Source organism: Bacillus sp. SN32, from assembly GCF_002837495.1.
In the GTDB taxonomy this organism is placed as follows: domain Bacteria; phylum Bacillota; class Bacilli; order Bacillales; family Bacillaceae; genus Bacillus; species Bacillus subtilis.
In genome coordinates this window covers 111156-137235 of record NZ_PJCT01000005.1, presented here as the reverse complement: position 1 = coordinate 137235, position 26080 = coordinate 111156, and the positions used below count along the sequence as shown (strand labels likewise).

At 47.1% G+C, this 26080-nt stretch carries 21 protein-coding genes and 1 other annotated feature (1 of these 22 running past the window's edge); of the genes, 14 read left to right on the top strand and 7 right to left on the bottom strand.

The annotated features are described in order from the left end of the window. Positions 1-84 precede the first annotated feature (84 nt). Positions 85-1425 carry an erythromycin esterase family protein gene (locus CW370_RS17830; protein ID WP_101169877.1) on the top strand — a complete coding sequence of 447 codons (1341 nt, stop codon included), beginning with the start codon at positions 85-87 and terminating at the stop codon, positions 1423-1425. 248 nt (positions 1426-1673) lie between these two features. Next, positions 1674-2642, top strand: a complete 969-nt coding sequence (trhO, locus tag CW370_RS17825; RefSeq protein WP_101169876.1) for an oxygen-dependent tRNA uridine(34) hydroxylase TrhO — start codon at positions 1674-1676, stop codon at positions 2640-2642. 35 nt (positions 2643-2677) lie between these two features. Here trhO and gltP read toward each other — a convergent pair whose 3' ends face one another. From gltP to nagB, 3 genes are all read right to left on the bottom strand, one after another. Further along, entirely contained in the window at positions 2678-3922 is a 1245-nt protein-coding gene (gene gltP / locus CW370_RS17820; protein WP_003234847.1) for a glutamate-aspartate/proton symporter GltP, read from the bottom strand. Between the two features lie 144 nt (positions 3923-4066). Next, complete coding sequence (gene ptsG / locus CW370_RS17815) at positions 4067-5962, bottom strand: glucose-specific PTS transporter subunit IIBC (RefSeq protein ID WP_101169875.1); 1896 nt, start codon at positions 5960-5962, stop codon at positions 4067-4069. 20 nt (positions 5963-5982) lie between these two features. Beyond that, on the bottom strand, positions 5983-6732 hold the full coding sequence (nagB, locus tag CW370_RS17810; protein ID WP_046380750.1) for a glucosamine-6-phosphate deaminase: 750 nt from the start codon (positions 6730-6732) through the stop codon (positions 5983-5985). Between the two features lie 218 nt (positions 6733-6950). Between nagB and gamR the strand changes: the two genes are divergently transcribed. From gamR to CW370_RS17795, 3 genes are all read left to right on the top strand, one after another. Further along, complete coding sequence (gamR, locus tag CW370_RS17805; protein WP_003234841.1) at positions 6951-7658, top strand: transcriptional regulator GamR; 708 nt, start codon at positions 6951-6953, stop codon at positions 7656-7658. A 33-nt stretch (positions 7659-7691) separates the two neighbouring features. Further along, on the top strand, positions 7692-7967 hold the full coding sequence (locus CW370_RS17800) for a DUF1648 domain-containing protein (protein ID WP_024573649.1): 276 nt from the start codon (positions 7692-7694) through the stop codon (positions 7965-7967). A gap of 209 nt (positions 7968-8176) precedes the next feature. Continuing rightward, positions 8177-9247, top strand: coding sequence for a branched-chain amino acid aminotransferase (locus tag CW370_RS17795; RefSeq protein WP_042977330.1), 1071 nt, complete (start codon positions 8177-8179; stop codon positions 9245-9247). A 36-nt stretch (positions 9248-9283) separates the two neighbouring features. Here the strand turns inward: CW370_RS17795 and mmuP are convergent, their stop codons facing one another. The 4 genes from mmuP to CW370_RS17770 all read right to left on the bottom strand — a co-directional run bounded on the left by mmuP (position 9284) and on the right by CW370_RS17770 (position 14334). Then, positions 9284-10696, bottom strand: coding sequence for an S-methylmethionine permease (gene mmuP, locus CW370_RS17790; protein ID WP_101169874.1), 1413 nt, complete (start codon positions 10694-10696; stop codon positions 9284-9286). Positions 10697-10815: 119 nt separating this feature from the next. Next, entirely contained in the window at positions 10816-11763 is a 948-nt protein-coding gene (gene mmuM / locus CW370_RS17785; RefSeq protein ID WP_024573646.1) for a homocysteine S-methyltransferase, read from the bottom strand. Between the two features lie 128 nt (positions 11764-11891). Continuing rightward, complete coding sequence (locus CW370_RS17775) at positions 11892-13328, bottom strand: alanine/glycine:cation symporter family protein (RefSeq protein WP_046160011.1); 1437 nt, start codon at positions 13326-13328, stop codon at positions 11892-11894. 22 nt (positions 13329-13350) lie between these two features. After that, a complete protein-coding gene (locus tag CW370_RS17770) occupies positions 13351-14334 on the bottom strand; it encodes a glutaminase (protein ID WP_014475676.1) in 984 nt (327 codons plus the stop codon). A gap of 301 nt (positions 14335-14635) precedes the next feature. On the opposite strand from CW370_RS17770, the gene glnK reads away from it, so the two are divergent. The 9 genes from glnK (at position 14636) to mphK (ending at position 25921) form a co-directional block, all read left to right on the top strand. Continuing rightward, positions 14636-15868 carry a two-component system sensor histidine kinase GlnK gene (gene glnK, locus CW370_RS17765; protein WP_072692859.1) on the top strand — a complete coding sequence of 411 codons (1233 nt, stop codon included), beginning with the start codon at positions 14636-14638 and terminating at the stop codon, positions 15866-15868. 10 nt (positions 15869-15878) lie between these two features. Further along, positions 15879-16823 carry a glutamine utilization two-component system response regulator GlnL gene (gene glnL / locus CW370_RS17760; RefSeq protein ID WP_003234824.1) on the top strand — a complete coding sequence of 315 codons (945 nt, stop codon included), beginning with the start codon at positions 15879-15881 and terminating at the stop codon, positions 16821-16823. 227 nt (positions 16824-17050) lie between these two features. Further along, the gene (gene kdgD / locus CW370_RS17750; protein ID WP_003246372.1) at positions 17051-17977 is read left to right on the top strand and encodes a 5-dehydro-4-deoxyglucarate dehydratase; all 927 of its coding nucleotides are present in this window, start codon (positions 17051-17053) and stop codon (positions 17975-17977) included. Between the two features lie 29 nt (positions 17978-18006). Next, on the top strand, positions 18007-19473 hold the full coding sequence (gucD, locus tag CW370_RS17745) for an alpha-ketoglutaric semialdehyde dehydrogenase GucD (RefSeq protein WP_080528874.1): 1467 nt from the start codon (positions 18007-18009) through the stop codon (positions 19471-19473). An 84-nt stretch (positions 19474-19557) separates the two neighbouring features. Next, complete coding sequence (gene gudP / locus CW370_RS17740; RefSeq protein WP_014475680.1) at positions 19558-20925, top strand: glucarate transporter GudP; 1368 nt, start codon at positions 19558-19560, stop codon at positions 20923-20925. Between the two features lie 36 nt (positions 20926-20961). Further along, complete coding sequence (gudD, locus tag CW370_RS17735) at positions 20962-22329, top strand: glucarate dehydratase (RefSeq protein ID WP_101169873.1); 1368 nt, start codon at positions 20962-20964, stop codon at positions 22327-22329. A gap of 69 nt (positions 22330-22398) precedes the next feature. Continuing rightward, positions 22399-23100: a FadR/GntR family transcriptional regulator gene (locus CW370_RS17730; RefSeq protein WP_003234813.1), complete on the top strand. Its 702-nt coding sequence runs from the start codon at positions 22399-22401 to the stop codon at positions 23098-23100. 91 nt (positions 23101-23191) lie between these two features. After that, positions 23192-24724 (top strand): galactarate dehydratase, encoded by a 1533-nt coding sequence (gene garD, locus CW370_RS17725; RefSeq protein WP_101169872.1) that lies wholly within the window; start codon positions 23192-23194, stop codon positions 24722-24724. Between the two features lie 276 nt (positions 24725-25000). Beyond that, entirely contained in the window at positions 25001-25921 is a 921-nt protein-coding gene (gene mphK / locus CW370_RS17720; RefSeq protein WP_101169871.1) for a macrolide 2'-phosphotransferase MphK, read from the top strand. Positions 25922-25977: 56 nt separating this feature from the next. Then, positions 25978-26080 (top strand) — a binding site (T-box leader); it runs 145 nt beyond the window's last position.

Sequence of the window (26080 nt, the reverse complement as noted above, 5' to 3'; positions counted from 1 at the left end):
CTTTTTTTGTTGGCAGGAAAAGGAAACTTTTTCTATATCTATCTCGTAATGACTAGAGAACCTAGCAGAAAAGGAGAGATAGAATTGAAACGAATGATAGTGAGAATGACCCTGCCGCTGCTGATTGTCTGTCTGGCGTTTTCTTCTTTTTCAGTCTCGACACGTGCTGCTTCTGAAGAAAAACATTGGGAGCGCTGGATTGAACGACATGCACAGCCACTGGATGCTTCCAATGCTTCAAACAAAGACCTTCGATTTCTAAAGAAGGTGCTGAAAGGGAAACGAATCGTTCAGTTAGGGGAAACGACACACGGCGCTGGTGAAATCAACGCCACAAAGGTCAGAATGATCAAATATCTCCACGAAGAGCTGGGATACGATGTATTGGCATTTGAGTCTGGCTTTCCTGATACAAATGCATCCTACCTTAATATGGACCAATTAACCCCTAAAAGCACGATGAAAAACTCCATTTACGCTGTATGGCACACAGAAGATGTCGTTGAATTGTTTGATTACATGAAAGAGCAAAAAGAGAAAGGCGATCCGCTGATCCTTACCGGTTTTGATATTCAAAGCATGAAGAATTCATTCAATGATGCTGCGACTCATTGGGTAAAAGCGGTGGACCCTGAGAAAGCAGAGTTGCTCTCCCAATCAGAAAATGATTTTTCAACATTAGTGACAGACAGCAATACGTTTGATGAATTTTCGCAAAAGAAGGAAAAGCTTGTGAAAAACTATCAGAAGCTGATCAAGTTCACTAAAACACATGCTTCAGAGCTAAAAGAAAACCTTCCAAAAGAGCCGAAAGCTTATGAGATGTTTATGCATTCTCTTCAGCTGAGAATTGACGTAATGGAAACGTATATGCTGGAAGAAATGAAAGAAAAACTAGAGGAGTATCCGGAGAATATTGAGGATTTTTCATTCTTTATGAGAGACCGCATGATGGCTGAACAATTTCAGTGGGTAGCTGACACCCTTTATCCGAAAAAGAAAATCATTGTCTGGGGCCACAATTACCATCTACGCAAACAGAATACGAAGATGATAAAGGACTGGGTACAGCTAAACGGCCCTAACATGGGTGATTATTTGCCGGAGCAGCTGAAAAAACAAACATATACGATTGGCATTTATGCTTACTCAGGTGCGAGTCTTGATAGCTCCGATAATAAGACTGTTAAGCCGGTTACAAGCCCGCCGCCGTCTGGGAGCCTTGAAGCTTTGCTGAAAGCGGCGGACCGACCGGCTGTTTTTGTTGATTTTCTCCATACCAAAAACAAGAAAGGCACTTCGTGGATGTATACCCCCCGCACAGCACTCTATTGGGGATTCACAGAAGAGCAGATGATCCTTAAGGAACAATATGACGGTGTCATTTGGCTGGAGCATATCACGCCATCTGTCATTATCAAGTGAGCGGTGTCCCCTGTGCTATAACAGATGGAGTTCACCTTTTGTTTGATAGTTATCAGATAACTACATCGATTAGTAAATGAATGGAAAATACTTGTGTACCGTGAGAAACCCTTGTGCCGCTTAGGTTTGTAAGAGCTTGGATATTTTTATCAGTCTGGGCGGATCTGTTCATCTTTGCGGCATTTTCCTGTATGATATAGTAAGAGTGTGCATAGCAACTAACTATAATTGAACAGGGTGTTTAAAACATGGAAAAACAATACAGAGTATTACTTTACTATAAATATGTTCCGATTGAAGATCCAGAGGCGTTTAGAGAGCAGCATCTGGCTTTTTGTAAGGAGCTTGGTTTGTTAGGCCGTATCCTTGTTTCTTCTGAAGGAATTAACGGTACGGTATCAGGTAAGGTTGAACAGACTGAAAAATATATGGAAACAATGAAAGCTGATCCTCGTTTTGCGGACATGGTATTTAAAATTGATGAAGCAGAAGGCCATGCCTTCAAAAAAATCTTCGTCCGCCATAAAAAAGAGCTTGTAACGCTTCGTCTTGAAGATGATGTCGATCCGAACGAAACAACAGGCCAGCATTTGAAGCCTGCAGAATTTTATGAGAAGATGCAGGATCCAAACACAATTGTCATCGACGCGCGTAACGATTACGAGTATGACCTTGGCCATTTCAGAGGTGCGGTCCGTCCTGACATCGAAGCCTTCCGCGAATTACCTGAATGGATCGAAGAACACAAAGATATGCTTGAAGGCAAAAAGATTTTAACGTACTGTACAGGCGGCGTACGCTGTGAAAAGTTCTCAGGATGGCTGGTGAAGCAAGGCTTTGAAGATGTAGCACAGCTTGACGGCGGAATCGTGACATACGGAAAAGATCCAGAGGTGCAAGGCAAGCTTTGGGACGGCCAGTGCTACGTATTTGATGAAAGAATCAGCGTGCCTGTCAACCGTGTCGAGCATGTGATTGTCGGTAAGGACTACTTTACAGGAGAACCGTGTGAGCGTTATGTGAACTGCGCAAATCCATCTTGCAATAAAAAAATGATATGCACACCGGAAAATGAGTATAAATATATGCGCAGCTGCAGCCACGAATGCCGCACGAACCCAAGAAACCTGTATGTGAAAGAGCATAATATGACAGAAGAAGAAGTAAACGCAAGACTGGCAGCGATTGAAACAGAAGATCACGCTGCTGCTGAATAAAAAAAGAACACCTCGGATTGAGGTGTTCTTTTTTTCTATATGCTTTCGGTTTGGCTGTTTGCGGAAACCCATTCTTTTTGGCGGAAAGCCTTTTCCCATTTTGATACCACGATACAGGCGATCGCATGTCCCGGTACGTTCACGCCCGTTCTCGCCATGTCCATGACGCGGTCAACACCCGCGATAATGGCAACGCCTTCAGCCGGCAGTCCTACAGCATTGGCAGTCGCCAGAAGAACTACAAGCGATCCTGAGGGTACAGCTGCAATGCCTTTACTGGTCATCACAAGCACAAGCATCATGAGCAGCTGCTGGGACAATGTCATGTCTACTTGAAAGGCCTGTGCGAGAAAGATACAAGAAACTGATAAATATAAGCTGGAGCCGTCACAGTTCAATGACAAGCCGGAGGGAACGACAAATGATACCACTCGTTTGGGACAGCCGTATTTCTCCATTCTATCCATCAGCTGAGGGAGAATGGTTTCAGTGCTGGTGGTGGAAAATGCAATTAAAAACAGATCCCATATCATTTTCAATACTTCGAAATACTTAATCTGAAAGATGAGACCGACAAGCGGAAAGAGGACAAAGAGGATCAGGAACAGGCCAAGGAATACGGTGCCAACCAGCTTAAACATAGGGAGGAGGAGTTCAATGCCATATTGGCCCACAGAAGCTGCCATCAGGGCTAACACGCCGATAGGAGCAGTGACCATGACGATTTGCGTGAGCTTGAACATAATCTGAGCGGTAGATTCAAAGAACTTCATTACTGGTTCAGAAGCTTTGCCGATACCAGCGGCGGCGACACCAAATAAAATGGCGAAGAAAATAACAGCAAGCAAATCATTTCTGGCCATGACATCAATAATGTTTGTAGGGATAATATCCAGGATCATTTGCTTGAAATCAACAACTTTGTCTGTGTAGCCGGAAAGTTCATGAATATCTTTTTTTGCCAAATGGGAGAGGTCAAGCCCGACACCTGGTTTTAAGACATTCGCTAATAAAAGTCCAAGCCCTAATACCAACGTTGTAATCACTTCGAACCAAATGATCGTCTTGATACCGAGGCTGCCCATTTTTTTCATGCTTCCGCTTCCTGCGGCTCCAATGACAATGGTAGAAAACACAATCGGCACAACAATCATTTTAATCAGGCGGATAAATCCATCTCCGACAGGCCTCAGTGCCATCCCGAAATCAGGAAAAAAGTGGCCGATCACTGCGCCGACAGCCAAAGCGATTAAAATTTGAAACGCGATTAATTTTTTCAAATGAATCCCCCTTTAGAACGATAGAATTTAGGCATATTCATATCATTCGTGATTCAAATGCAAACACCTTTTTTCAAGTTATTTTATTTTGACAGCGCTTTCATTATGTTGGCGAAAAAGTCCCCCGCAGCAGGGGGGACTTTTTTACTTCATTTGAATGTGCTTTAGATCTTCTTCAGAGGTATTTGTGAAAATAACCGGTGTTATGGCTGAAGCGGCATGCTGCTTGATGTAATCGAGATCAAAGGTGAGAAGCAGTTCGCCTTGTTTGACGGCTTGTCCGCTTGTGACATGTGCTTCAAAGCCTTCCCCATTCAGTTTGACGGTATCAACGCCGACATGAATCAGGATTTCAGTGCCGCCGGCGCTCATAAAGCCGATGGCGTGTTTTGTCGGAAAAATCGAGACGATCTCGCCGTCCGCAGGTGCAACGACTTTTCCTTCTGATGGTATAATCGCAAATCCCTCGCCCATCATTTTTTCTGAAAAGACTTGATCAGGCACATCCCCTAAAGAGACTGTTTCTCCTTTAATCGGATAGATAAAGGTCTCACCGGAATCGGGCTTCTGCTGTTTGTCAGTTACCGTGTCCAGCGCGGCGGCGGTGGCAGGGACGCCTCCGGCCATGATTGTTTTGATGTCGTCTTTTAAGGCATCGGACTTGGTTCCGAATATTGCCTGGAAGTTGTTGTTGACCTCCAGCACACCTACTGCACCAAGCCGTTTTAATTCATCCTTGCTGACTTGGCTTGGCTGATGAACGGTCACACGAAGCCTTGTGATACATGCATCCAGGTTAGCGATATTTTGCTGTCCGCCCAAGGCCTGCAGCACGTGAAAGGCAAGCTGGTCTTTTGCAACTGGAGCTTTCTCCTCATTCTGACCGTCTTCATCTGTCTCACGGCCGGGCGTTTTCAAATTCCATTTCAGAATCGCAAATCGGAACAAATAATAATAAATGAAAGCAAACACGATCCCGACAGGAATGACAACCCAGCCGTTTGTAGACAGTCCGTAGTTCAAGACGTAGTCAATTCCGCCGCCTGAGAACGTATAGCCGTGGCGGACATGGAATAAATCACAAACGACAAAGATGACGCCGGCAAGAATAGAGTTAATCAAATAGAGCACAGGCGCAACGAACAAGAAAGAAAACTCAACCGGCTCTGTAATTCCGGTCAGCATAGATGTGAGTGCCGCAGAAATCATCACGCCGGAGATCATTTTTTTCTTTTCCGGACGCGCGGTATGGATAATGGCAAGAGCAACTGCCGGCAGACAGAAAATCATGTAAGGGAAATCCCCCATCATAAAGCGCCCGGCTGTCGGGTCTCCCGCGAAAAACCTTGTCAGGTCGCCGGTTACGGTGTTGCCTGTTGATGGGTCTGTGTATTCTCCCATCATAAAATAGAAAGGCGTATAAAAAATATGATGCAGGCCAAAAGGAATCAGCAAACGATAGATCGTTGCATAAAAGAACAGGCCGACTGTTGAATCGGCAATTAAACTGCTGGCTGCGTTAATTCCGTTTTGGATCAGCGGCCAAACGAATGAGAAAAAGACGCCGATCACCAATGAACTGACGGAAGTAATAATCGGGACAAAGCGTTTTCCAGAGAAAAATCCAAGGACCGGATGCAGCTCGATTGATGAAAACCGCTTATATAAATAGGCGGCGAGAAGCCCGATAATGATTCCTCCGAAAACCCCCATATCAATCAGGTGCTCGGCTCCTTCATACGGAGGCTGAAGGCCGAGTAATTTTCCCATATTGTCGAGGGTGACGGTTAAAATTAAGTATCCGATGACAGCGGCAAGTCCGGCTACACCTTCTCCGCCGGCTAATCCGATCGCGACCCCCACGGCGAAAATCAGCGGGAGATTATCGAATACAACGCCGCCTGCATCCTTTATAATAGGGATGTTCAGTAAATCCTTGTCTCCGAAACGGAGCAAAAGACCTGCTGCCGGCAGGACGGCAACCGGAGTCATCAACGCGCGGCCAAGCTGCTGCAGAATTTGAAATGCCTTTTTAAACATGACAGTCTCCTTTTATTGTTTTATGAGCATGGAGCACTCTTTAATTTTTGAGCTGCTTTATAATCGGCGATAACGGTTACATGATTGTGTTTTTGAAGAATGGAGGCTGGTACTTCTGTCGTGACAGGACCTTCAGCCATCTTTTGAATAGCGTCTGCTTTTTCCTCGCCGCTTGCTAAAAGCACAATATGTTTGCTGAATTCCATGATGGTTTTAATGCCCATTGAAATCGCGAGTCTCGGCACCAGCACCGGATCACCGCCGAAGAATCTGGCATTTGCCTGTATCGTGCTTTCCGAGAGCTTCACAACACGTGTCCGGTCCTCAAAATCAGATCCCGGTTCATTGAAACCGATATGGCCATTGGCGCCGATGCCGAGAATTTGGACATCAATGCCTCCCGCCTGGCGGATGAGATCCTCGTATACTTTGCATGCCGCCTCAAGCTGCGGATTGTCTCCTTGCGGGATATGAATATGATCAGGCTGCATATTGATATGCTGAAAAAGATGCTCATGCATAAAATGGTTATAACTTTGCGGATGAGATGGAGAGAGACCAGCGTATTCATCCAAATTAAATGTAGTAACCTTTGAAAAATCAATTTCGCCTGCCTGATAGTCTGAAATCAACTGCTTATACAAGCCGACCGGTGTGCTTCCTGTTGCCAGGCCGAGAACGGCATCTTTCTTAGCTTGTATTTGTTCTTTAATAATGGCAGCGCTTAACTTACAGAGTTCTTCGTAGTGCTCGGCGATCAGAATCTTCATGTGACACCCCCTCAAAGAGATAGACAAGCACCTTATTTGTCATGACCAATTTATGATACTTGTCATTACGAATTTAGCACCGCCCTTATCAAACTGTCAATATTAATTTCAGAAAATTTGTTATAAAAGAAGGATACAAATCTTTCATATTGGGATGGCAAATGGTATTATGGTCTCAATTAAAAAGAACGGAATGCATACAGAATGGGGAGAATGAAATGACAGCTTTATATTCTGTTATCAAGTTTAAAATCATTGAGTTAATTAAATCGGGCAAATATCAGGCGAATGATCAGCTGCCGACGGAGAGTGAGTTTTGCGAACAATATGATGTCAGCAGAACAACTGTGAGGCTGGCTCTGCAGCAGCTAGAGCTTGAGGGATATATTAAAAGAATTCAAGGAAAAGGGACATTTGTATCGGCGGCAAAAATACAAACGCCGATTCCGCATAAGATTACGAGCTTTGCAGAACAAATGAGAGGCCTTCGTTCTGAATCAAAAGTGCTTGAGCTTGTGGTGATTCCTGCCGATCACTCCATTGCCGAGCTGTTGAAAATGAAAGAGAATGAACCTGTCAACAAGCTTGTCAGAGTCAGATACGCCGAGGGGGAACCTTTGCAGTATCATACCTCATATATTCCCTGGAAGGCGGCACCGGGGCTGGCGCAGGAGGAATGCACCGGCTCGCTGTTTGAATTGTTAAGGACAAAATACAATATTGAAATCAGCAGGGGCACGGAATCGATCGAACCGATTTTAACGGATGAAACGATCAGCGGCCACTTATTAACCAATGTCGGAGCGCCTGCGTTTTTATCAGAATCCCTTACCTATGATAAAAATGAAGAAGTGGTGGAATATGCGCAAATTATTACCCGGGGAGACCGAACGAAATTCACCGTTGAACAGTCATATCATTCATAAAGCAATGTGTTTTAAGAAGGGAATGGTGGTTCTATGTTTTTATTGACGAATGGAAAAGTGCTGTGGGGAGCAGTGATTGCTGCATTCATCCTTTCAATTGTATTTTACCCTTCTCTGCCGACGCAGATGCCGATTCATTATGATGTTGCGAACAGTCCGGATCTGACGGTTAACAAGCTGGCGGGGACTGTGATGCTGCCTGTTTTGATGGTGGTGTTTGCATGGGCGCGGAAGATCAATTGGCAATTAGTGTTCGCAGTGTATATTTTGCTGATTTGCCACATTGTCGTCCTTTGTTTAGCGGTCTAAATCAAACAGCCAGAATAAAACTGGCTGTTTTTCTTTAATTTCAGCTTCATCTGACAATGAATGTGGTGTATAATAGCTGATGATCCTAAAGAATATTCTGAAATTTATAGGTGTGAAGCGGCGTATTATTAAAGGAAAGGCTGTATACTTTTTGCAGCTTTAAAAAGACTGAATATTTAAACAATTATGTGAAAGGTGTGCTGATTAGATTGAATAAGCTTATTGAACGAGAAAAAACTGTATATTATAAGGAAAAGCCCGACCCGTCTTCCTTGGGGTTTGGACAATATTTTACAGATTATATGTTTGTGATGGACTACGAAGAGGGGATTGGATGGCATCATCCGAGAATTGCGCCGTACGCACCGCTTACGCTTGATCCGTCTTCATCTGTTTTTCATTACGGCCAGGCTGTTTTTGAAGGATTAAAAGCATACAGAACAGACGACGGCAGGGTGCTGCTGTTCCGTCCGGATCAAAATATCAAACGGCTGAACAGATCGTGTGAGCGCATGAGCATGCCCCCTTTAGACGAAGAGCTGGTGCTTGAGGCATTGACGCAATTAGTTGAGCTGGAGAAAGATTGGGTTCCAAAGGAAAAAGGAACGTCACTGTATATTCGTCCTTTTGTCATTGCCACAGAACCGAGTCTCGGTGTGAAGGCATCCAGGAGCTATACATTTATGATCGTGCTTTCGCCTGTCGGCTCCTATTATGGCGACGATCAGCTGAAGCCGGTTAGAATCTATGTCGAAGATGAGTATGTGCGGGCGGTCAACGGAGGAGTCGGGTTTGCAAAAACGGCTGGAAACTATGCCGCCAGTCTTCAGGCACAGCGGAAAGCGAATGAACTGGGCTATGATCAGGTACTGTGGCTGGACGCCATCGAAAAGAAATATGTGGAAGAAGTAGGGAGCATGAACATCTTTTTCGTCATAAACGGGGAAGCTGTCACACCTGCTTTAAGCGGAAGCATTTTAAGCGGGATTACACGTGCGTCTGCGATTGAATTGATTCGAAGCTGGGGCATTCCGGTTCGTGAAGAGAGAATATCGATTGATGAGGTGTATGCGGCCTCTGCACGCGGAGAATTGACAGAGGTCTTCGGCACAGGCACGGCAGCCGTCGTTACGCCTGTCGGTGAACTCAACATTCATGGAAAAACGGTGATTGTAGGAGACGGGCAAATCGGGGACCTCTCGAAAAAGCTGTATGAAACGATAACAGATATTCAGCTTGGCAAGGTGAAAGGCCCGTTTAACTGGACAGTGGAAGTGTGAAAATCGAAAAAGAACCTGCCCGGAGGCAGGTTCTTTTTATTTTGAATGAGTCATATCAGCAGTCGGCTGGCTTTTGCGGTTTTTCACATAATACATTGCATAGCAAATGGCCATAAACGGAACGCCGCAATACAGTGCGATTCTTTGATTCGGATCAAAGGCAATGCCAATGACGGAAGCCAGGCATAACAGAAACGCTGCAATCGGCACGAACGGATACAAAGGGGTCCTGTATTTCAAATCAGTAACCTTGTTTCCCGCTTCGATATAACGTTTTCTGAACATGAATTGAGAAGCAGCGATACCCATCCACACGACTACGACGGCAAAACCGGAAATCGACACGAGCACAACGTATACAGTGTCTGGCGCAAATACGCTGGACAGCAACGACAGAATGCCGCCGATCATGCTGAACACCAGCGCGTTAAACGGGGTTCCTTTTGACGTCAGCTTTGCAAATGTCGGATGAAGCGTTTTTTCTTTTGATAAAGACCACAGCATCCGGGAAGAAGCGTAGAGTCCGGAATTAGCCGCTGACAGGATCGCTGTCAGGATAACAAAGTTCATGATATCAGCTGCGTATGGTACACCGACTCTGTCAAAGACAGCGACAAACGGGCTTTTGATGACACCTGCATCTTGAATCGGAATCAGCCCTGACAGTACAAAAATTGTTCCGACAAAGAAGAGTGAGAGACGCCAGACCGTTGTTTTAATCGCTTTTGGTATCGTCTTGTCAGGATCAACGCTTTCACCGGCTGCGATTCCGATTAGTTCCGTTCCCGAAAAGGCAAAATTGACGGACAGCATCGTCATCAAAATCGGGACAAATCCATTTGGGAAAAGCCCGCCTTCCGCCGTGAAGTTAGACAGCATCGGAGCGGCTTCTCCGCCTTTGATCGGAATGATGCCGAACATGGCAGAGCCGCCTAAAAGAATAAATAATACAATGGCTAATACTTTGATGCTGGAAAACCAAAATTCTGATTCAGCGAAAAATTTGACCGAAAATGCGTTAAGCAAGAAAATGAACAGCGCAAAGACGGCACTCCACATCCAAACCGATGTATGGGGGAACCAGCGCTGCATTAACAGGCCGGCTGCTGTGAATTCTGATCCCAATGCCACCGTCCATGTCAGCCAGTACAGCCAAGCGACCGTAAATCCGGTGCCCGGCCCTATGTATTTGGCTGCATAAGTGTGAAAGGCGCCGGTCACAGGCATGGCGACTGACAGCTCACCGAGGCATAGCATGACCAGATAGACGATGCCGGCCCCGACTAAGTAGGCAAGTATCGTTCCGGCCGGGCCTGCTTGCTGAATAGTATAACCTGAGCTTAAAAACAGCCCGGTTCCGATGACACCTCCCAAGGAAAGCATAAAGAGGTGCCGGCTTTTCATGCTTCTCTGAAAGTTTGTCTCATTCTTGTTGTGGGCAGAGTTCATCTTTCTCCAACTTTCTATCAGCGATTTATTTCCTCCTAATAAAAAATCTCATGTCAGGAAGTGACACGAGACTCCGGCGAACCGGCTTTAAGTTAGAATATACAAACTATTCCGATAAGTCAAGTTGTTTTTAAAGAGCGGGCCCAAGCCGCGATTTCTTGAATATCTTCGGGTTTTGTCCGGCAGCAGCCGCCAATCAGTCTCGCCCCTTTTTCATGCCAGGTGCGGGCGCTCGCCCCGTAAGATTCTGCGCATGCTGCGCCGTTCCACGTTTTTGATTCCGGATCATATTGCTCACCTGAATTCGGGTAGACAATGATCGGTTTTGACGTGTTCTTTTTTAACTCCTCTATCAAGGAAGGGATATGCTGAAGCGGCGTGCAGTTGATGCCGAGTGCTGCAATTTGGCGGTGTCCATCAAGCCACGATGCGCAGTCAGCGGCAGGTGTTCCGTCACTGATATGCAGGCCGTCTTTAGCACTGAAGCTGATCCACGCATACGTTTCAGGAAATTCCTTCAACAGCTGAACAATCGCTTTGGCTTCAGTCAGACACGGAATCGTTTCGCATGCCAAAACATCAGCTCCGGCTTCAATCAGCGCCTTCATCCGGGGACGATGAAATTCAATCAGTTCATCTTCTGGTATTGCGTAGTTGCCGCGATATTCAGACCCGTCTGCAAGATAAGCGCCATAAGGGCCTACGGAAGCCGCAATGATCGGTTTTGGCCGATTCAAACGGTTCTCTTCAAGCGACCAAAATTCATCGCGTGCTTCAGCTGCTATGCTGACGGACAACTCGATGAGCCGGCGTGCTTCCGCTTCGCTCAGCCCGCGTGCGGCAAAGCCTTCAAATGTAGACTGATAGCTGGCGGTGATTGCACAATCGGCGCCTGCCGCGAAATAATCAGTATGAACTTGTTTAATCAGCTCCGGCTCTTCCATCAGGATTTTTGCCGACCACAGACTGTCGTTCAAATCACAGCCCTTGCGTTCAAGCTCGGTCGCCATGGCGCCGTCTAGCACAATAAGCGGGTATGTATCTAATATGTGTTGGATAGGATTCATAGAATGTACCGATGCCTTCTTTCAGATTTTTTTGAAAAAGATATGAAAATCGTAATGGAGGCTTACGTGTTTGTCAATAAACGCAAAAAGAGAAAGGTGTTCAGCCCATATGTCTGAACACCCTTTTCTTATGATATTTGTTTGTTGTGCGTGTCAGTCTTTGTGTCTGAAACCGGCCAGCACTCAATGCCATTGTGGTTTTTGAGCACATCTTTATAAAAGACCGGATCCTTGCCTGCTTTTTTCTGGCGTGTATAGTCTTTCAGCGCCGTAAAAACGACCTTTGATAGTAAGAAAATCGCGATTAAATTCACGATGACCATCAAACCCATGAACAAATCAGCAAGATCCCAGACGAGCTGGACTTTGGCAACACAGCCAAACACGATCATTGCCAGCACGCCGATACGGTAGACAAAAATCAGTTTTTTGCTTTTGTTCAAAAAGCCGATATTGGTTTCGCCATAATAATAGTTTCCAATTAGAGCACAGAATCCGAATAACAAAATCAGAATCGCGAGAAAGCCTGATGCCCATGATCCGACATGGGAGCTGAGGGAGGCTTGTGTCAAGGCGATTCCGCTCAGACCCGGAGTATGATAGGCATCCGAAAACAGGATGATAAAGGCGGTGCTTGTACAAATGACCAGTGTATCTGTCAGTACACCAAAAGCTTGGATCAGCCCCTGTTTGACGGGATGGCTTGTTGTGGCGGTGGCAGCGGCATTCGGTGCGCTTCCCATTCCCGCTTCGTTTGAAAAGATTCCCCGTCTGACGCCTTGCATGAGTGCCGCGCCCAAAGCCCCGCCGGCGGCCTGATCAAAACCAAACGCATTTTTCACGATTAGCGCAAGCACACCTGGCAGCTGCGTAATGTTGGTGAAAATGACGAAAAATGCAACTCCGATATACAGGACAGCCAATACGACGACAATGGATTCAGCCAGCTTTGCAATGCGCTTGACTCCGCCAAAAATAATCGTGCCGAATACAGCAATTAAAATGAGTCCCAATGTCAGGCGGTTTGTGCCAAACGCGTTTTCAAAGGCAAGGCTGACTGTATTGGATTGAACCGAGTTGAAGACGATACCGAACGATAAGGTGATTAACACAGCGAACAGCGCGCCCATCCACCTTTTGTTCAGCCCTTTTTCCATGTAATACGCCGGCCCGCCGCGGAAGCCGTTTACATCTTTTACTTTATAAATCTGAGCCAGTGTGCTTTCCACAAAGCTGGATGCTGATCCGATAATGGCGATAATCCACATCCAGAAGATTGCACCGGGCCCGCCGAGTGCAATGGCGATGGCAATGCCCGTAATATTTCCCGTTCCGACACGGGCCGCCATGCTGATGCAAAAGGCTTGAAACGGAGAAATGGTGTTTTTCGACCGGGAAGCAGCACCTTCTCTTAATACCCTGACCATTTCTTTCAGCATGCGAACCTGTAAAAACTTAAGCCTGAACGTAAAATAGATTCCCAGAGAAAGGAGCAAAACAATTAATAGCTTTGACCACAAAAGATCATTTGCGATACCCACGATATGTTCCAGGATTTGCTGCATAGAATCACCTCTTTTTTCATATTTAAAAAATGCTGAGCTCCCACTCCTGCGCCATATGCTTCAGCAGCATACCGCCAGTGAGGCTGTTGCCGTATTCATCAATGGCAGGCCCGTAAATGCCGATGCCGCATCCGGATTGAAAAGGCTGTTCTCTTCTGGCGCTTGGAGGCACCAGCGCCATGATGCCGCCGGAGACGCCGCTTTTGGCCGGCACGCCGACAAACGCCGCATATTTGCCTGAAGCGTTGTACATGCCGCACGTCAGCATTAATGCCTTGGCCAATTTTGCCACATCTTTTGGAATCACCTGCTCGCGTCGAATCGGATGATACCCGTCATGAGCAAGGATCAGGCCGATCAACGCAATATCTTCTGTGGTGCTCTCCATAGCGCATTGCTTCAAGTACACCTCAAGTGTTTCTTCTACTTCAGCTTCTAAAAAGTTTGTTTCTTTTAAATAGTAGGCCAGCGCTCTGTTGCGGTGGGCGGTTTCCCATTCAGAACGGAATACTTCCTCATGAATTCTCGGCCGTTTTCCTATCAAAGTTTCCATCACCGAGTAAAGAAACTCTAGCTTTTCGTATGCCGATTCTCCGGGAAGAATCGAAGCGATGGTGAGGGCGCCCGCGTTGATCATGGGATTGAAGGGCTTTCCCGGCTTGTTGATTTCGAGCCGAATGATTGAATTAAAGGCGTCGCCTGTCGGCTCGACATCTACGCGGTCCAGCACATAGGGAATGCCGCGGCTCATGCAGGCGGCAATAAAGCTAATCACTTTTGAAATGCTTTGCAGGGTAAAAGAGACGTTCCAGTCGCCGGCGTGTATCATCGTTCCATCAGGCTCCAATACACAGATGCCGAGCTGTGAATCATTGACTTTTCCTAAAGCGGGGATATAGTTTGCGCTTTGTCCATTGGCGGCAAAAGGGCGATAGTATTCAACCCAATCATGAAGCTGTAACGCCGGGTTTATGTCTTTCTGGTGCTCTTTTATCAATTCTTTCATCGAATTCCTCCTCACTGATTTTTTTCTTAAAGGACTGAGGTGTATCAAAACGAAGGCTAAAGGGGCGTTAAACGCTTTCATAATAGCGGAAGGTATAATTACTGTATAATGGAGACTACAGAATCATACAAAATACGACAAAAACATTTTGAAAATAAGCAGTAAGATTTATAAAAACCTCATGTTCTGGGTCAAAAGCAATTTGCAGGTTTTCTCCCGATTCCCCAAAATAAAAAGCGAGGATGTGATCAACATAAAACTGGAACGGTTTATTGAAAAAGACGGATATATACTGGCCCTCATGCTGATTACGGTGCCGCTGGCCGGTGAACTGAAATTTTATCCCCTCAATGAAGAATTCCGGGTCAGCTTTGGGGCACCGGTTTTTTTCTTCTTTTTATCATTGTTGCGGCATGTGCCCGCTGTGCTGCCGGGTTTTCTGACTGGAGCGGCTGTTTTCATCTTTCGCGTCTTTCTGGAATTATGGGGCGGAGGACACAATGGGCTGACTCCGATTCTGTATGATCAAGCGTCTGGCTTTTTCTTTTATATGACTTACGCCTGTCTGTTTTCCATATTAAAGGCCAATCGTTTCCGTGAACGGCCGATTATGCTCGGTTTCATTGGGTTTATGATTGAAGTTGTGTCAGATTGTGTCGAGCTGGCTGTGCAATTTCTCATTTTTCATACGGTTGTCACGCCTGAGAAAATCACTGACATTGCGGTGATTGCGATTTCTCACACATTTATTGTGATGAGCTTTTATAGTGTGCTGAAGCTGTATGAAACACAATCGAGAGAAAAACAGACAAGGCAGCAGCACGAGCACATGCTGATGATCGTTTCCAATTTATATGAAGAAACGGTGCACCTAAAAAAGACATTGAAAACGACAGAGAAAGTGACAAACGATTCGTATCAGCTCTATCGGGAAATGAAGGGCAAGGATGTTCAGCTGAGCGGCAGAATCTTGAGACTGGCCGGAGAGATTCATGAAGTGAAAAAGGACAACCAGCGGATATTCGCAGGGCTTTCAAAACTGATTTCGAATGAGAGTTTGAGAGATTATATGAGGGCTTCTGATTTGCTGCAGCTCGTGATTCGAATGAATGAAAAGTACGCTGAAGCACTAGGGAAGCAGATTGATTTTTACTGCTCGATCGAGGGAGAGCATGACGAATATCACGTATTTATCGTGCTTTCGATCATTAATAATCTAACAGCAAATGCTGTAGAGGCTATGGATGAAGAGGGAATGGTCAGCCTGAGGCTCCGTAAGCCAAATGAGAGTATGGTAGAATTCCAGGTGGAAGACAATGGCCCCGGGATTTCCGAGAAAATCGGAGACATTGTGTTTGACCCGGGCTTTACTTCAAAATATGACGAATTTGGCACGCCTTCTACAGGTATCGGACTTTCCTACGTAAAGGAAATCGTGACAGAGCTAGAAGGGGATATCACGTTTGATAATCAGCAGCGGGGAGTGGTGTTTGCCATCAGGCTGCCTGTCCGGCATTTGATTCAGAAAGGGTGAACCAAAAGCTATGCGTTTTTTTATTGCAGATGATGACCGTGCGGTGCGGTCAATTTTAAGGCAGATCATTGAGGACGAAGATCTCGGGGAAGCTGCTGGTGAAGCAGACGACGGAAGCCAAGTGGAAGGGCATATGCTGCAATTTAAGCAGATTGATATTTTATTAATCGATCTGTTAATGCCCGGAAGAGATGGCATTGAGACGATTCGTCAGATCCAGAATACGTACTCCGGCAAAATTGTAATGATCTCTCAAGTGGAGGCGAAGGAAATGGTCGGGGAAGCGTACTCGCTCGGCATCGAATATTTTATCCATAAGCCGATTAACCGCATTGAAATTGTCACGGTTCTCCAAAAGGTGAAGGAGCGGATCGAGCTTGAACACTCGATTGGAGCCATTCAGCATTCTCTAAGCCGGCTTGTCAATCGGACTGAACGGAAAGCGCGTCCCCAGCAGAAGAGTGACAGCGGTTTAAAAGAGGCAGGAACATTCCTGTTGTCCGAGCTGGGCATGATGGGAGAAGGCGGCGCACATGATCTCATGGCGGTCCTGCAGTATTTAGCAGAACACGAGCAATCCGAGCCGCACGAAAAACAAAGCCCTTCGCTAAAACAAATATTCACCCAAGTAGCGGTACGGAAGCTGGGGACAGGAGCCTCACAGACGGAAGTCAATCGCGAAATGAAAGCCTCGGAGCAGCGTATCCGCAGAGCGATTATTCATTCGCTGCACCATTTTGCTTCACTGGGCACAACTGATTTTTCGAATCCAAAATTTGAAACCTATGCATCGAAATTCTTTGATTTTCCGGTTGTCAGCCAGAAAATGAAAGAACTCCAATCCAAGGATGCAAAACCCCTTGCACCTGCTAGAATAAATATGAAAAAATTCATCCACGTGTTTTTTTTGGAAGCAAAGCTTTTGCATGAGACGATGAAACAAAGAAGGATATAAACCAAACAGCCGGCTGACCTGGCTGTTTTTTTGCTGCGCAGAATCCCGGCCGGACAGTGATTTACCGCTTTTTTATAAAATATCAGAAAATAAAGATATTGACTTATTGTTTATTTGTCTTACAATTAAACAAAAGGATATATGGGGAAGGAGCGGATGTGAAAGGAAAATTAATAAAAGCGCTTACAGATAGAGGCTGTATACACAAATAACAGGAGGTTATGTTGATGAGCCGTATCAGAAAAGCACCCGCTGGAATTTTAGGTTTTCCGGTTGCTCCTTTTAACACACAAGGAAAACTGGAGGAAGAAGCTCTTTTTCAAAACATTGAGTTTTTGCTGAATGAGGGCTTGGAAGCGATATTTATCGCTTGCGGGTCTGGTGAATTCCAATCTCTCAGCCAGAAGGAATATGAGCAAATGGTGGAAGTCGCAGTCTCGGCAGCCGGAGGAAAGGTGCCGGTCTACACGGGGGTGGGCGGCAACCTCAGCACAGCGCTTGATTGGGCGCAGCTGTCGGAGAAAAAAGGCGCCGACGGCTACTTGATCCTGCCTCCGTATTTGGTGCATGGCGAACAGGAGGGGCTGTACCAGTATGCGAAAACGATTATTGAAAGCACTGACTTGAACGCAATTCTTTATCAGCGCGATAACGCCGTTCTCTCTGTTGAACAGATCAAACGTCTGACCGAATGTGAACAGCTTGTCGGTGTCAAAGACGGGGTAGGAAATATGGATTTGAATATCAACCTCGTCTATACGATCGGCGACCGCTTAGGATGGCTCAACGGAATGCCGATGGCTGAAGTGACGATGCCGGCTTATCTGCCGATCGGGTTCCACTCTTACTCTTCAGCGATTTCAAATTATATCCCGCATATTTCGCGAATGTTCTATGATGCATTGAAAAACGGAAATGACGAGCTTGTGAAGGAACTCTATCGGCATGTGATTCTGCCGATCAACGACATTCGCAAACAACGAAAAGGCTACGCCGTATCCTTAATTAAAGCCGGTATGGAAATCATGGGTTTGAATGTAAGGAATACAGCCAGACCGCCTGTCGGCCCGGTTGAAAAAGATCATTATCAGCAATTGGAAGCAATTTTGAAGCAGGCGGCTGACCGTTTTCCGAAAAAAGCCGCGACGGTTTGACCAGAAAAAACACGAAAGGGGCAATGGGCATGTCTGTGATCACGGAACAAAACACGTACCTCAACTTTATTAACGGAGAGTGGGTTAAGTCTCAATCAGGCGATATGGTCAAGGTCGAAAACCCTGCCGATGTGAATGACATTGTCGGATATGTACAGAATTCAACGGCTGAAGATGTGGAACGTGCCGTCGCCGCCGCCAATGAAGCCAAAACGGCTTGGAGAAAGCTGACGGGTGCCGAGCGCGGCCAATACTTATACAAAACAGCGGATATCATGGAGCAGCGCTTGGAGGAAATCGCCGCCTGTGCAACGCGTGAAATGGGTAAAACATTGCCGGAAGCGAAGGGAGAAACAGCCCGTGGGATTGCCATTCTGCGCTATTACGCCGGAGAGGGCATGCGAAAAACGGGTGACGTCATTCCGTCTACTGACAAAGACGCACTCATGTTTACCACCCGTGTTCCGCTCGGTGTGGTCGGCGTGATTTCTCCGTGGAACTTCCCAGTGGCGATTCCGATTTGGAAAATGGCGCCGGCATTGGTATACGGCAATACCGTTGTCATCAAACCGGCGACAGAAACAGCTGTGACATGCGCGAAGATCATTGCCTGCTTTGAGGAAGCGGGGCTCCCGGCAGGGGTCATCAATTTGGTGACAGGCCCGGGTTCTGTTGTCGGTCAGGGGCTTGCTGAGCATGACGGTGTAAACGCCGTTACGTTTACCGGTTCAAATCAAGTCGGAAAAATCATCGGGCAAGCCGCTTTAGCGAGGGGAGCCAAGTACCAGCTTGAGATGGGCGGCAAAAACCCTGTCATCGTAGCTGATGACGCTGACCTTGAAGCTGCGGCCGAAGCTGTCATAACGGGGGCCTTCCGTTCAACCGGCCAGAAATGCACCGCGACAAGCCGTGTCATTGTACAAAGCGGAATTTATGAGCGCTTTAAAGAAAAACTGCTCCAGCGCACAAAAGATATTACAATCGGAGACAGCTTAAAAGAGGATGTCTGGATGGGACCGATTGCCAGCAAGAATCAGCTTGATAACTGCCTGTCATACATTGAGAAAGGCAAACAGGAGGGGGCTTCCCTTTTAATAGGAGGAGAAAAGCTGGAGAACGGAAAGTATCAAAACGGCTATTATGTTCAGCCTGCCATCTTTGACAATGTGACATCTGAGATGACAATTGCCCAGGAGGAAATTTTCGGTCCGGTGATCGCCTTGATCAAGGTGGACTCGATGGAGGAGGCGCTAAACATCGCTAATGATGTGAAGTTCGGATTAAGTGCATCCATCTTCACGGAAAACATCGGCCGAATGCTTTCTTTCATTGATGAAATCGATGCCGGGCTGGTTCGGATCAATGCAGAAAGCGCAGGTGTTGAGCTGCAGGCGCCTTTTGGCGGCATGAAGCAGTCGAGCTCCCACTCCCGAGAACAGGGTGAGGCAGCGAAGGACTTTTTCACAGCGATCAAAACCGTTTTTGTGAAGCCGTAATGGTGCTGGAAAGAGGCATGCGTCTCTTTCCCGGCTTTATCACAGCCAGCATATGATTCTCTACTTTGAAAAGGAGAAGATACTATGAAAAAAGACTTTGCGAATGTTACACCGGCGGGCAAAAAAACGTCCGTGCGCTGGTTCATCGTGTTTATGCTGTTTCTTGTGACCTCTATTAACTACGCGGATCGAGCGACGCTTTCCATCACCGGAGATTCCGTCCAGCACGATTTGGGATTGGACTCGGTCGCCATGGGATATGTCTTTTCTGCCTTTGGCTGGGCCTATGTCATCGGACAGCTTCCGGGCGGCTGGCTGCTGGACCGTTTTGGTTCAAAGACTATCATTGCGTTAAGCATCTTTTTCTGGTCGTTTTTTACGCTGCTGCAAGGGGCGATTGGCTTTTTCTCCGCCGGCACAGCGATTATCCTGCTGTTTGCACTGCGTTTTCTGGTTGGTTTATCAGAAGCGCCTTCATTTCCCGGAAACGGCAGAGTTGTTGCCTCATGGTTTCCAAGCTCCGAGCGCGGGACAGCTTCAGCCTTTTTTAATTCAGCACAATACTTCGCAATCGTCATTTTTTCTCCTTTAATGGGCTGGCTTACCCACTCTTTCGGCTGGCATTCCGTCTTCGTTGTCATGGGTATTGCAGGCATTCTTCTGGCTGTCATCTGGCTAAAAACGGTGTATGAACCGAAAAAACACCCAAAGGTTAATGAAGCTGAGCTTGCGTACATCGAACAGGGCGGCGGGCTGATTTCCATGGATGACAGTAAAAGCAAACAAGAAACAGAATCGAAATGGCCGTATATCAAACAGCTGTTAACGAACCGCATGCTGATTGGTGTGTACATCGCGCAATACTGTATTACGACTCTCACCTATTTCTTTCTCACATGGTTTCCGGTATATTTGGTTCAGGCCCGCGGCATGTCTATTCTTGAAGCTGGGTTTGTCGCTTCCCTGCCGGCGCTGTGCGGATTTGCCGGCGGCGTCCTTGGGGGCATTGTGTCAGACATCTTACTCAAAAAAGGCCGTTCACTGACCTTTGCAAGAAAAGTGCCAATCATTGCCGGCATGCTGCTGTCTTGCAGTATGATTGTCTGTAACTACACAGATTCAGCATGGCTCGTCGTTGTCATTATGTCGCTCGCGTTTTTCGGAAAAGGCTTCGGCGCATTGGGTTGGGCTGTCGTGTCGGACACGTCTCCGAAAGAATGTGCAGGATTAAGCGGCGGTTTGTTCAACACTTTCGGGAATATTGCCTCAATTACAACACCGATTATTATCGGATACATTGTCAATGCTACTGGATCTTTCAATGGCGCGCTTGTGTTTGTCGGCGCTAACGCGATTGCGGCGATCCTCAGCTATTTGCTGCTGGTCGGGCCGATCAAACGGGTCGTGTTAAAGAAACAAGAACAAGACCCCGATCAATCGTTGCCTGTCTAATATTTATGAAAGCGCTTTATAAAGGGAGGAAAATGCATGAGTTCACCGATACAAGAGCAGGTTCAAAAAGAAAAAAGATCGAATATTCCCTCAATTTCTGAAATGAAGGTGATTCCTGTTGCGGGACATGACAGCATGCTGCTGAATCTAAGCGGAGCACACAGCCCGTTTTTTACCCGGAATATCGTAATCTTAACAGACAGCAGCGGAAATCAGGGAGTCGGCGAGGTGCCTGGCGGAGAGCATATTCGCCGCACACTGGAGCTGTCAGAGCCGCTTGTTGTCGGAAAATCTATCGGTGCGTACCAGGCGATATTGCAAACGGTCAGAAAGCAGTTTGGCGATCAGGACAGGGGAGGGCGAGGAAACCAGACGTTTGATTTGCGCACCACTGTGCACGCCGTCACCGCACTGGAAGCGGCTTTGTTAGATTTGCTTGGAAAGTTTCTTCAGGAACCGGTCGCGGCTTTGCTGGGCGAAGGGAAGCAGCGTGATGAAGTAAAAATGCTCGGTTACCTCTTTTACATCGGCGACCGAAATCGGACGACCTTGCCGTATCAAAGCGATGAGCAGTCAGATTGTGCCTGGTTCCGTCTGCGCCATGAGGAAGCGCTGACGCCGGAGGCCATTGTGCGTCTTGCCGAATCCGCACAGGAGCGCTATGGCTTTCAGGATTTCAAATTGAAAGGCGGGGTGCTGCGGGGAGAAGAGGAAATCGAAGCTGTTACCGCATTATCGAAACGTTTTCCAGAGGCAAGGATCACTCTTGATCCGAACGGGGCATGGTCATTAGAGGAAGCTATTGCATTATGCAAAGGAAAGCAAGATGTGCTCGCGTATGCGGAAGATCCATGCGGGGATGAGAATGGCTACTCCGCTCGTGAAGTAATGGCTGAATTCCGCCGCGCGACAGGGCTTCCGACTGCGACAAATATGATTGCGACTGACTGGCGGGAAATGGGTCACGCGATTCAGCTCCACGCGGTCGATATACCGCTGGCTGATCCGCATTTTTGGACGATGCAAGGGTCGGTGCGGGTTGCGCAAATGTGTCATGATTGGGGTTTGACATGGGGCTCGCACTCCAACAACCACTTTGATATTTCCCTAGCGATGTTTACCCATGTAGCAGCAGCGGCTCCGGGGCGGATCACGGCGATTGATACCCATTGGATCTGGCAGGACGGGCAGCGATTAACGAAACAGCCTTTTGAGATTTCTTCTGGCTGTGTCAAGGTGCCGGATAAGCCTGGACTAGGCGTCGATATTGATATGGAACAAGTGGAAAAAGCGCATGAGATCTATCGGAAAATGAATTTAGGCGCACGGAATGACGCGATCCCAATGCAGTTTCTGATCCGCAACTGGGAATTTGACCGGAAGCGCCCGTGTCTTGTGCGATAAGTTTGATTGTAAATATTGTCATATCCGCTATTTTGTCTTACAATTGAACAACTGAAGGGAGAGTTGTTCGTGTACGAAGGTTTAGAGGATTTGAAAGTCGATACAGTCAATCGGAAAACATTAGCCAAGCAGGTCATCGAACGGATTGTCCATTTATTATCGAGCGGACAGTTGAGGGCCGGAGACAAATTGCCGACAGAAATGGAACTGATGGACATTTTGCATGTCAGCAGGCCGGTGCTTAGGGAGGCGCTCAGTTCACTTGAAACGCTGGGCGTCATTACGAGAAAAACACGAGGGGGCACATATTTCAACGATAAAATTGGCATGCAGCCATTTTCAGTCATGCTTGCTTTGGCCACTGATAATCTTCCGGCTATCATTGAAGCGCGGATGGCGCTAGAACTCGGGCTCGTGACAATTGCCGCGGAAAAAATCAATGAGGAAGAGCTTCAGCGTTTGCAGAAGACGATCGACGATATTGCCAACAGCACTGACAATCTTTATGGTGAAGCGGATAAAGAGTTCCATCGAATTATTGCGTTAAGCGCCAATAACCCCGTCGTTGAAGGGATGATTCAGTCCCTGCTGATCACCCATGCGAAAATTGACAGCCAAATTCCGTACAGGGAGAGAGATGTAACGGTCGAATATCACAAAAAAATCTACGACGCCCTTGCCAAAAGAGATCCGTACAAAGCACATTACCACATGTATGAACATCTGAAATTTGTCCGTGACAAAATTCTAAAAGGAATGGATGAAAAATAATGGTGAGCAACCGCAGTTGAAACGTAAGAGCTGCGGTTTTTTTAAAACCAATTTAGAAAACGCTTACTAAGATATGAGGAGTGATTTTCATATGGCGATGAACCTCAGGAAGAACCAAGCCCCCCTTTACATCAAAGTGCATGAAATAGATAACTCCGCGATTATTGTAAATGATGGAGGACTGCCAAAGGGCACTGTTTTCTCATGCGGGCTCGTACTTGAAGAGGATATTCCTCAAGGCCATAAGGTGGCCCTCACCGATCTCAATCAAGGGGACGAGATCGTGCGTTACGGAGAGGTGATTGGATTTGCTGATGAGACGATCAAACGCGGGAGCTGGATACGGGAAGCCCTCGTGAGAATGCCCGCTCCTCCGGCGTTAGACGATCTTCCTCTCGCAAACAGAGTGCCGCAGCCGCGGCCCCCTCTTGAAGGCTACACGTTTGAAGGATACCGTAATGCGGATGGCAGTGCGGGGACAAAAAATATCCTCGGCATCACGACAAGTGTTCAATGTGTTGTTGGCGTTTTGGATTATGCAGTCAAACGAATAAAAGAAGAGCTGCTGCCGAAATACCCAAATGTCGATGACGTTGTGCCGCTGCATCATCAATACGGATGCGGTGTGGCGATCAATGCGCCCGACGCTGTCATTCCGATCCGCACGATTCAAAATCTCGCGAAGCATCCGAACTTCGGCGGAGAAGTAATGGTAATCGGATTGGGATGTGAAAAGCTCCTCCCGGAAAGAATTTCCTCCGAAAATGATGATGACATTCTATCGCTCCAGGATCACCGAGGTTTTGCGGCGATGATCCAATCCATTTTGGAAATGGCGGAGGAACGGTTAATCAGGCTGAACAGCAGAACCCGGGTGTCATGTCCTGTTTCGGATCTGGTTATCGGCCTGCAATGCGGCGGCAGTGATGCGTTTTCCGGCGTGACGGCGAACCCTGCCGTGGGGTATGCGGCTGATTTATTGGTTCGCGCAGGTGCAACGGTTTTGTTTTCTGAAGTGACAGAGGTGCGGGATGCCATTCATTTATTAACGCCGCGGGCTGTCAGTGAAAAGGTCGGACAATCACTGATCAAAGAGATGAAGTGGTATGACAGCTATCTTCGGCGGGGAGACGCAGACCGAAGCGCAAACCCGTCACCAGGCAATAAAAAAGGCGGATTATCCAATGTGGTGGAAAAAGCGTTAGGCTCGGTAGCGAAATCAGGCACAAGCCCCATCTCCGGCGTGCTCGGCCCTGGTGAAAGAGCAGAGCAAAAAGGCCTGCTGTTCGCGGCGACACCGGCAAGCGATTTTGTGTGCGGCACCCTGCAGCTGGCTGCGGGCATGAATCTGCAGGTGTTTACGACAGGGAGGGGAACACCATATGGCCTGGCTGCTGCACCGGTGCTGAAAGTATCGACTCGGCATTCCTTATCAGAGCATTGGGCTGATTTAATCGATATCAATGCCGGCCGAATCGCGACAGGAGAGGCCAGTATTGAAGACGTAGGCTGGGAAATCTTCAGGACGATTTTGGATGTAGCAAGCGGCCGCAAACAAACGTGGGCAGACCGTTGGGGCCTTCATAATGATTTGTGCTTGTTTAATCCTGCTCCAGTGACTTGATTCATGTTTTTATAGCAGGAAGATGGAATATGCTGTAAAATGAAAATCAGCGTATAGGAAATGGAGGGGTTATAGCATGGCATTCATTAGATTCCGAGTGACACGAATTCAATAGTGAACAACTCTCGCCTGAATGCGGGAGAATCGGGATGAATCCGCCTATGTATAAGCCCTTATATGGTTATCAAAAAAGAGGGTGGCGTGCCTGCCCTTTTTTGTGCCTTCAAGCATCCCTTCTCTCTACTGCAGGCCTGAGCATGAGAAAGGGGAAATGGGATGACAAACCTTAACGAAATACAGCTTATCACTGAGATTGTCGGGCTTGCACGCAGCCAAGGTTTGACGGTTCATTCTGAGAACGCGCAATTGAATGAAACCGGAATGGACTTTCAAGTTGTATTTGCCAAGGACGACACAGGTATGCCATGGGTGCTGCGAAAACCGCGGCGAAGTGATGTTGTGGAAAGAGCATCTGCAGAAGGCATAACGCTTGCCTTTCTCCGCGCGAATCTGACTGCTGATGTGCCGGATTGGAGAATTCATACATCGGAATTGATCGCTTACCCCATGTTAAAAGGAACGCCGGCTGCTGGAATTGACTTGGAACAAAAGCAATATGTATGGAATATGGATCATCAGCCGCCGTCAGACGACTTTGTCCGCACACTTGCCGACATACTGGCTGAATTACATGGCACGGATCAAATATCTGCTGGGCAATCCGGAATAGAAGTGATAAGGCCAGAAGATTTCAGGCAAATGACAGCAGACTCTATGGTTGATGTGAAGAATAAGCTTGGTGTATCTAGTCAGCTTTGGGAAAGATGGCAAAAGTGGATAAATGATGATGCATACTGGCCTGGTTTTTCTGCACTGATACACGGCGATCTCCACCCGCCGCATATTCTTATCGACCAAAATGAACGTGTCACAGGACTTCTGGATTGGACAGAAGCGAAGGTTGCCGATCCAGCCAAGGATTTTGTTCTTTATCAAACCATTTTCGGGGAAAAAGAAACTGCCCGTTTACTTGAATACTATAATCAAGCAGGCGGCCGGATATGGGCAAAAATGCAGGAACACATTTCAGAGATGCAGGCGGCGTATCCGGTGGAAATCGCCAAGCTCGCTCTGCAAACACAGCAGGAGGAGCACGTTCATATGGCGCTGGAAGCACTCGGTGTAATATCGGATTAAGAATTGACTTCATTTCATGAACCAAGTATTATAAACTTTACAAATAATAGAACGGAACAACAATCGTGAGGAAGAGCAAGTACGCATCAGAATGGAGGTTCAGAGAGTCGGTGGCAGGTGTGAACCGATCCTCCCCTGATGCCGAATGGGCTTCTGAAT

What these genes read in the sequence shown, in the direction of transcription:
- trhO (WP_101169876.1), top strand. Translation starts at nt 1,674, where the DNA reads ATGGAAAAACAATACAGAGTATTACTTTACTATAAATATGTTCCGATT.
- ptsG (WP_101169875.1), bottom strand. Translation starts at nt 5,962, where the DNA reads ATGTTTAAAAAGGCATTTCAAATTCTGCAGCAGCTTGGCCGCGCGTTG.
- nagB (WP_046380750.1), bottom strand. Translation starts at nt 6,732, where the DNA reads ATGAAGATTCTGATCGCCGAGCACTACGAAGAACTCTGTAAGTTAAGC.
- gamR (WP_003234841.1), top strand. Translation starts at nt 6,951, where the DNA reads ATGACAGCTTTATATTCTGTTATCAAGTTTAAAATCATTGAGTTAATT.
- CW370_RS17800 (WP_024573649.1), top strand. Translation starts at nt 7,692, where the DNA reads ATGTTTTTATTGACGAATGGAAAAGTGCTGTGGGGAGCAGTGATTGCT.
- mmuP (WP_101169874.1), bottom strand. Translation starts at nt 10,696, where the DNA reads ATGAACTCTGCCCACAACAAGAATGAGACAAACTTTCAGAGAAGCATG.
- mmuM (WP_024573646.1), bottom strand. Translation starts at nt 11,763, where the DNA reads ATGAATCCTATCCAACACATATTAGATACATACCCGCTTATTGTGCTA.
- CW370_RS17775 (WP_046160011.1), bottom strand. Translation starts at nt 13,328, where the DNA reads ATGCAGCAAATCCTGGAACATATCGTGGGTATCGCAAATGATCTTTTG.
- CW370_RS17770 (WP_014475676.1), bottom strand. Translation starts at nt 14,334, where the DNA reads ATGAAAGAATTGATAAAAGAGCACCAGAAAGACATAAACCCGGCGTTA.
- glnK (WP_072692859.1), top strand. Translation starts at nt 14,636, where the DNA reads ATGCTGATTACGGTGCCGCTGGCCGGTGAACTGAAATTTTATCCCCTC.
- glnL (WP_003234824.1), top strand. Translation starts at nt 15,879, where the DNA reads ATGCGTTTTTTTATTGCAGATGATGACCGTGCGGTGCGGTCAATTTTA.
- kdgD (WP_003246372.1), top strand. Translation starts at nt 17,051, where the DNA reads ATGAGCCGTATCAGAAAAGCACCCGCTGGAATTTTAGGTTTTCCGGTT.
- gucD (WP_080528874.1), top strand. Translation starts at nt 18,007, where the DNA reads ATGTCTGTGATCACGGAACAAAACACGTACCTCAACTTTATTAACGGA.
- gudP (WP_014475680.1), top strand. Translation starts at nt 19,558, where the DNA reads ATGAAAAAAGACTTTGCGAATGTTACACCGGCGGGCAAAAAAACGTCC.
- gudD (WP_101169873.1), top strand. Translation starts at nt 20,962, where the DNA reads ATGAGTTCACCGATACAAGAGCAGGTTCAAAAAGAAAAAAGATCGAAT.
- garD (WP_101169872.1), top strand. Translation starts at nt 23,192, where the DNA reads ATGGCGATGAACCTCAGGAAGAACCAAGCCCCCCTTTACATCAAAGTG.
- mphK (WP_101169871.1), top strand. Translation starts at nt 25,001, where the DNA reads ATGACAAACCTTAACGAAATACAGCTTATCACTGAGATTGTCGGGCTT.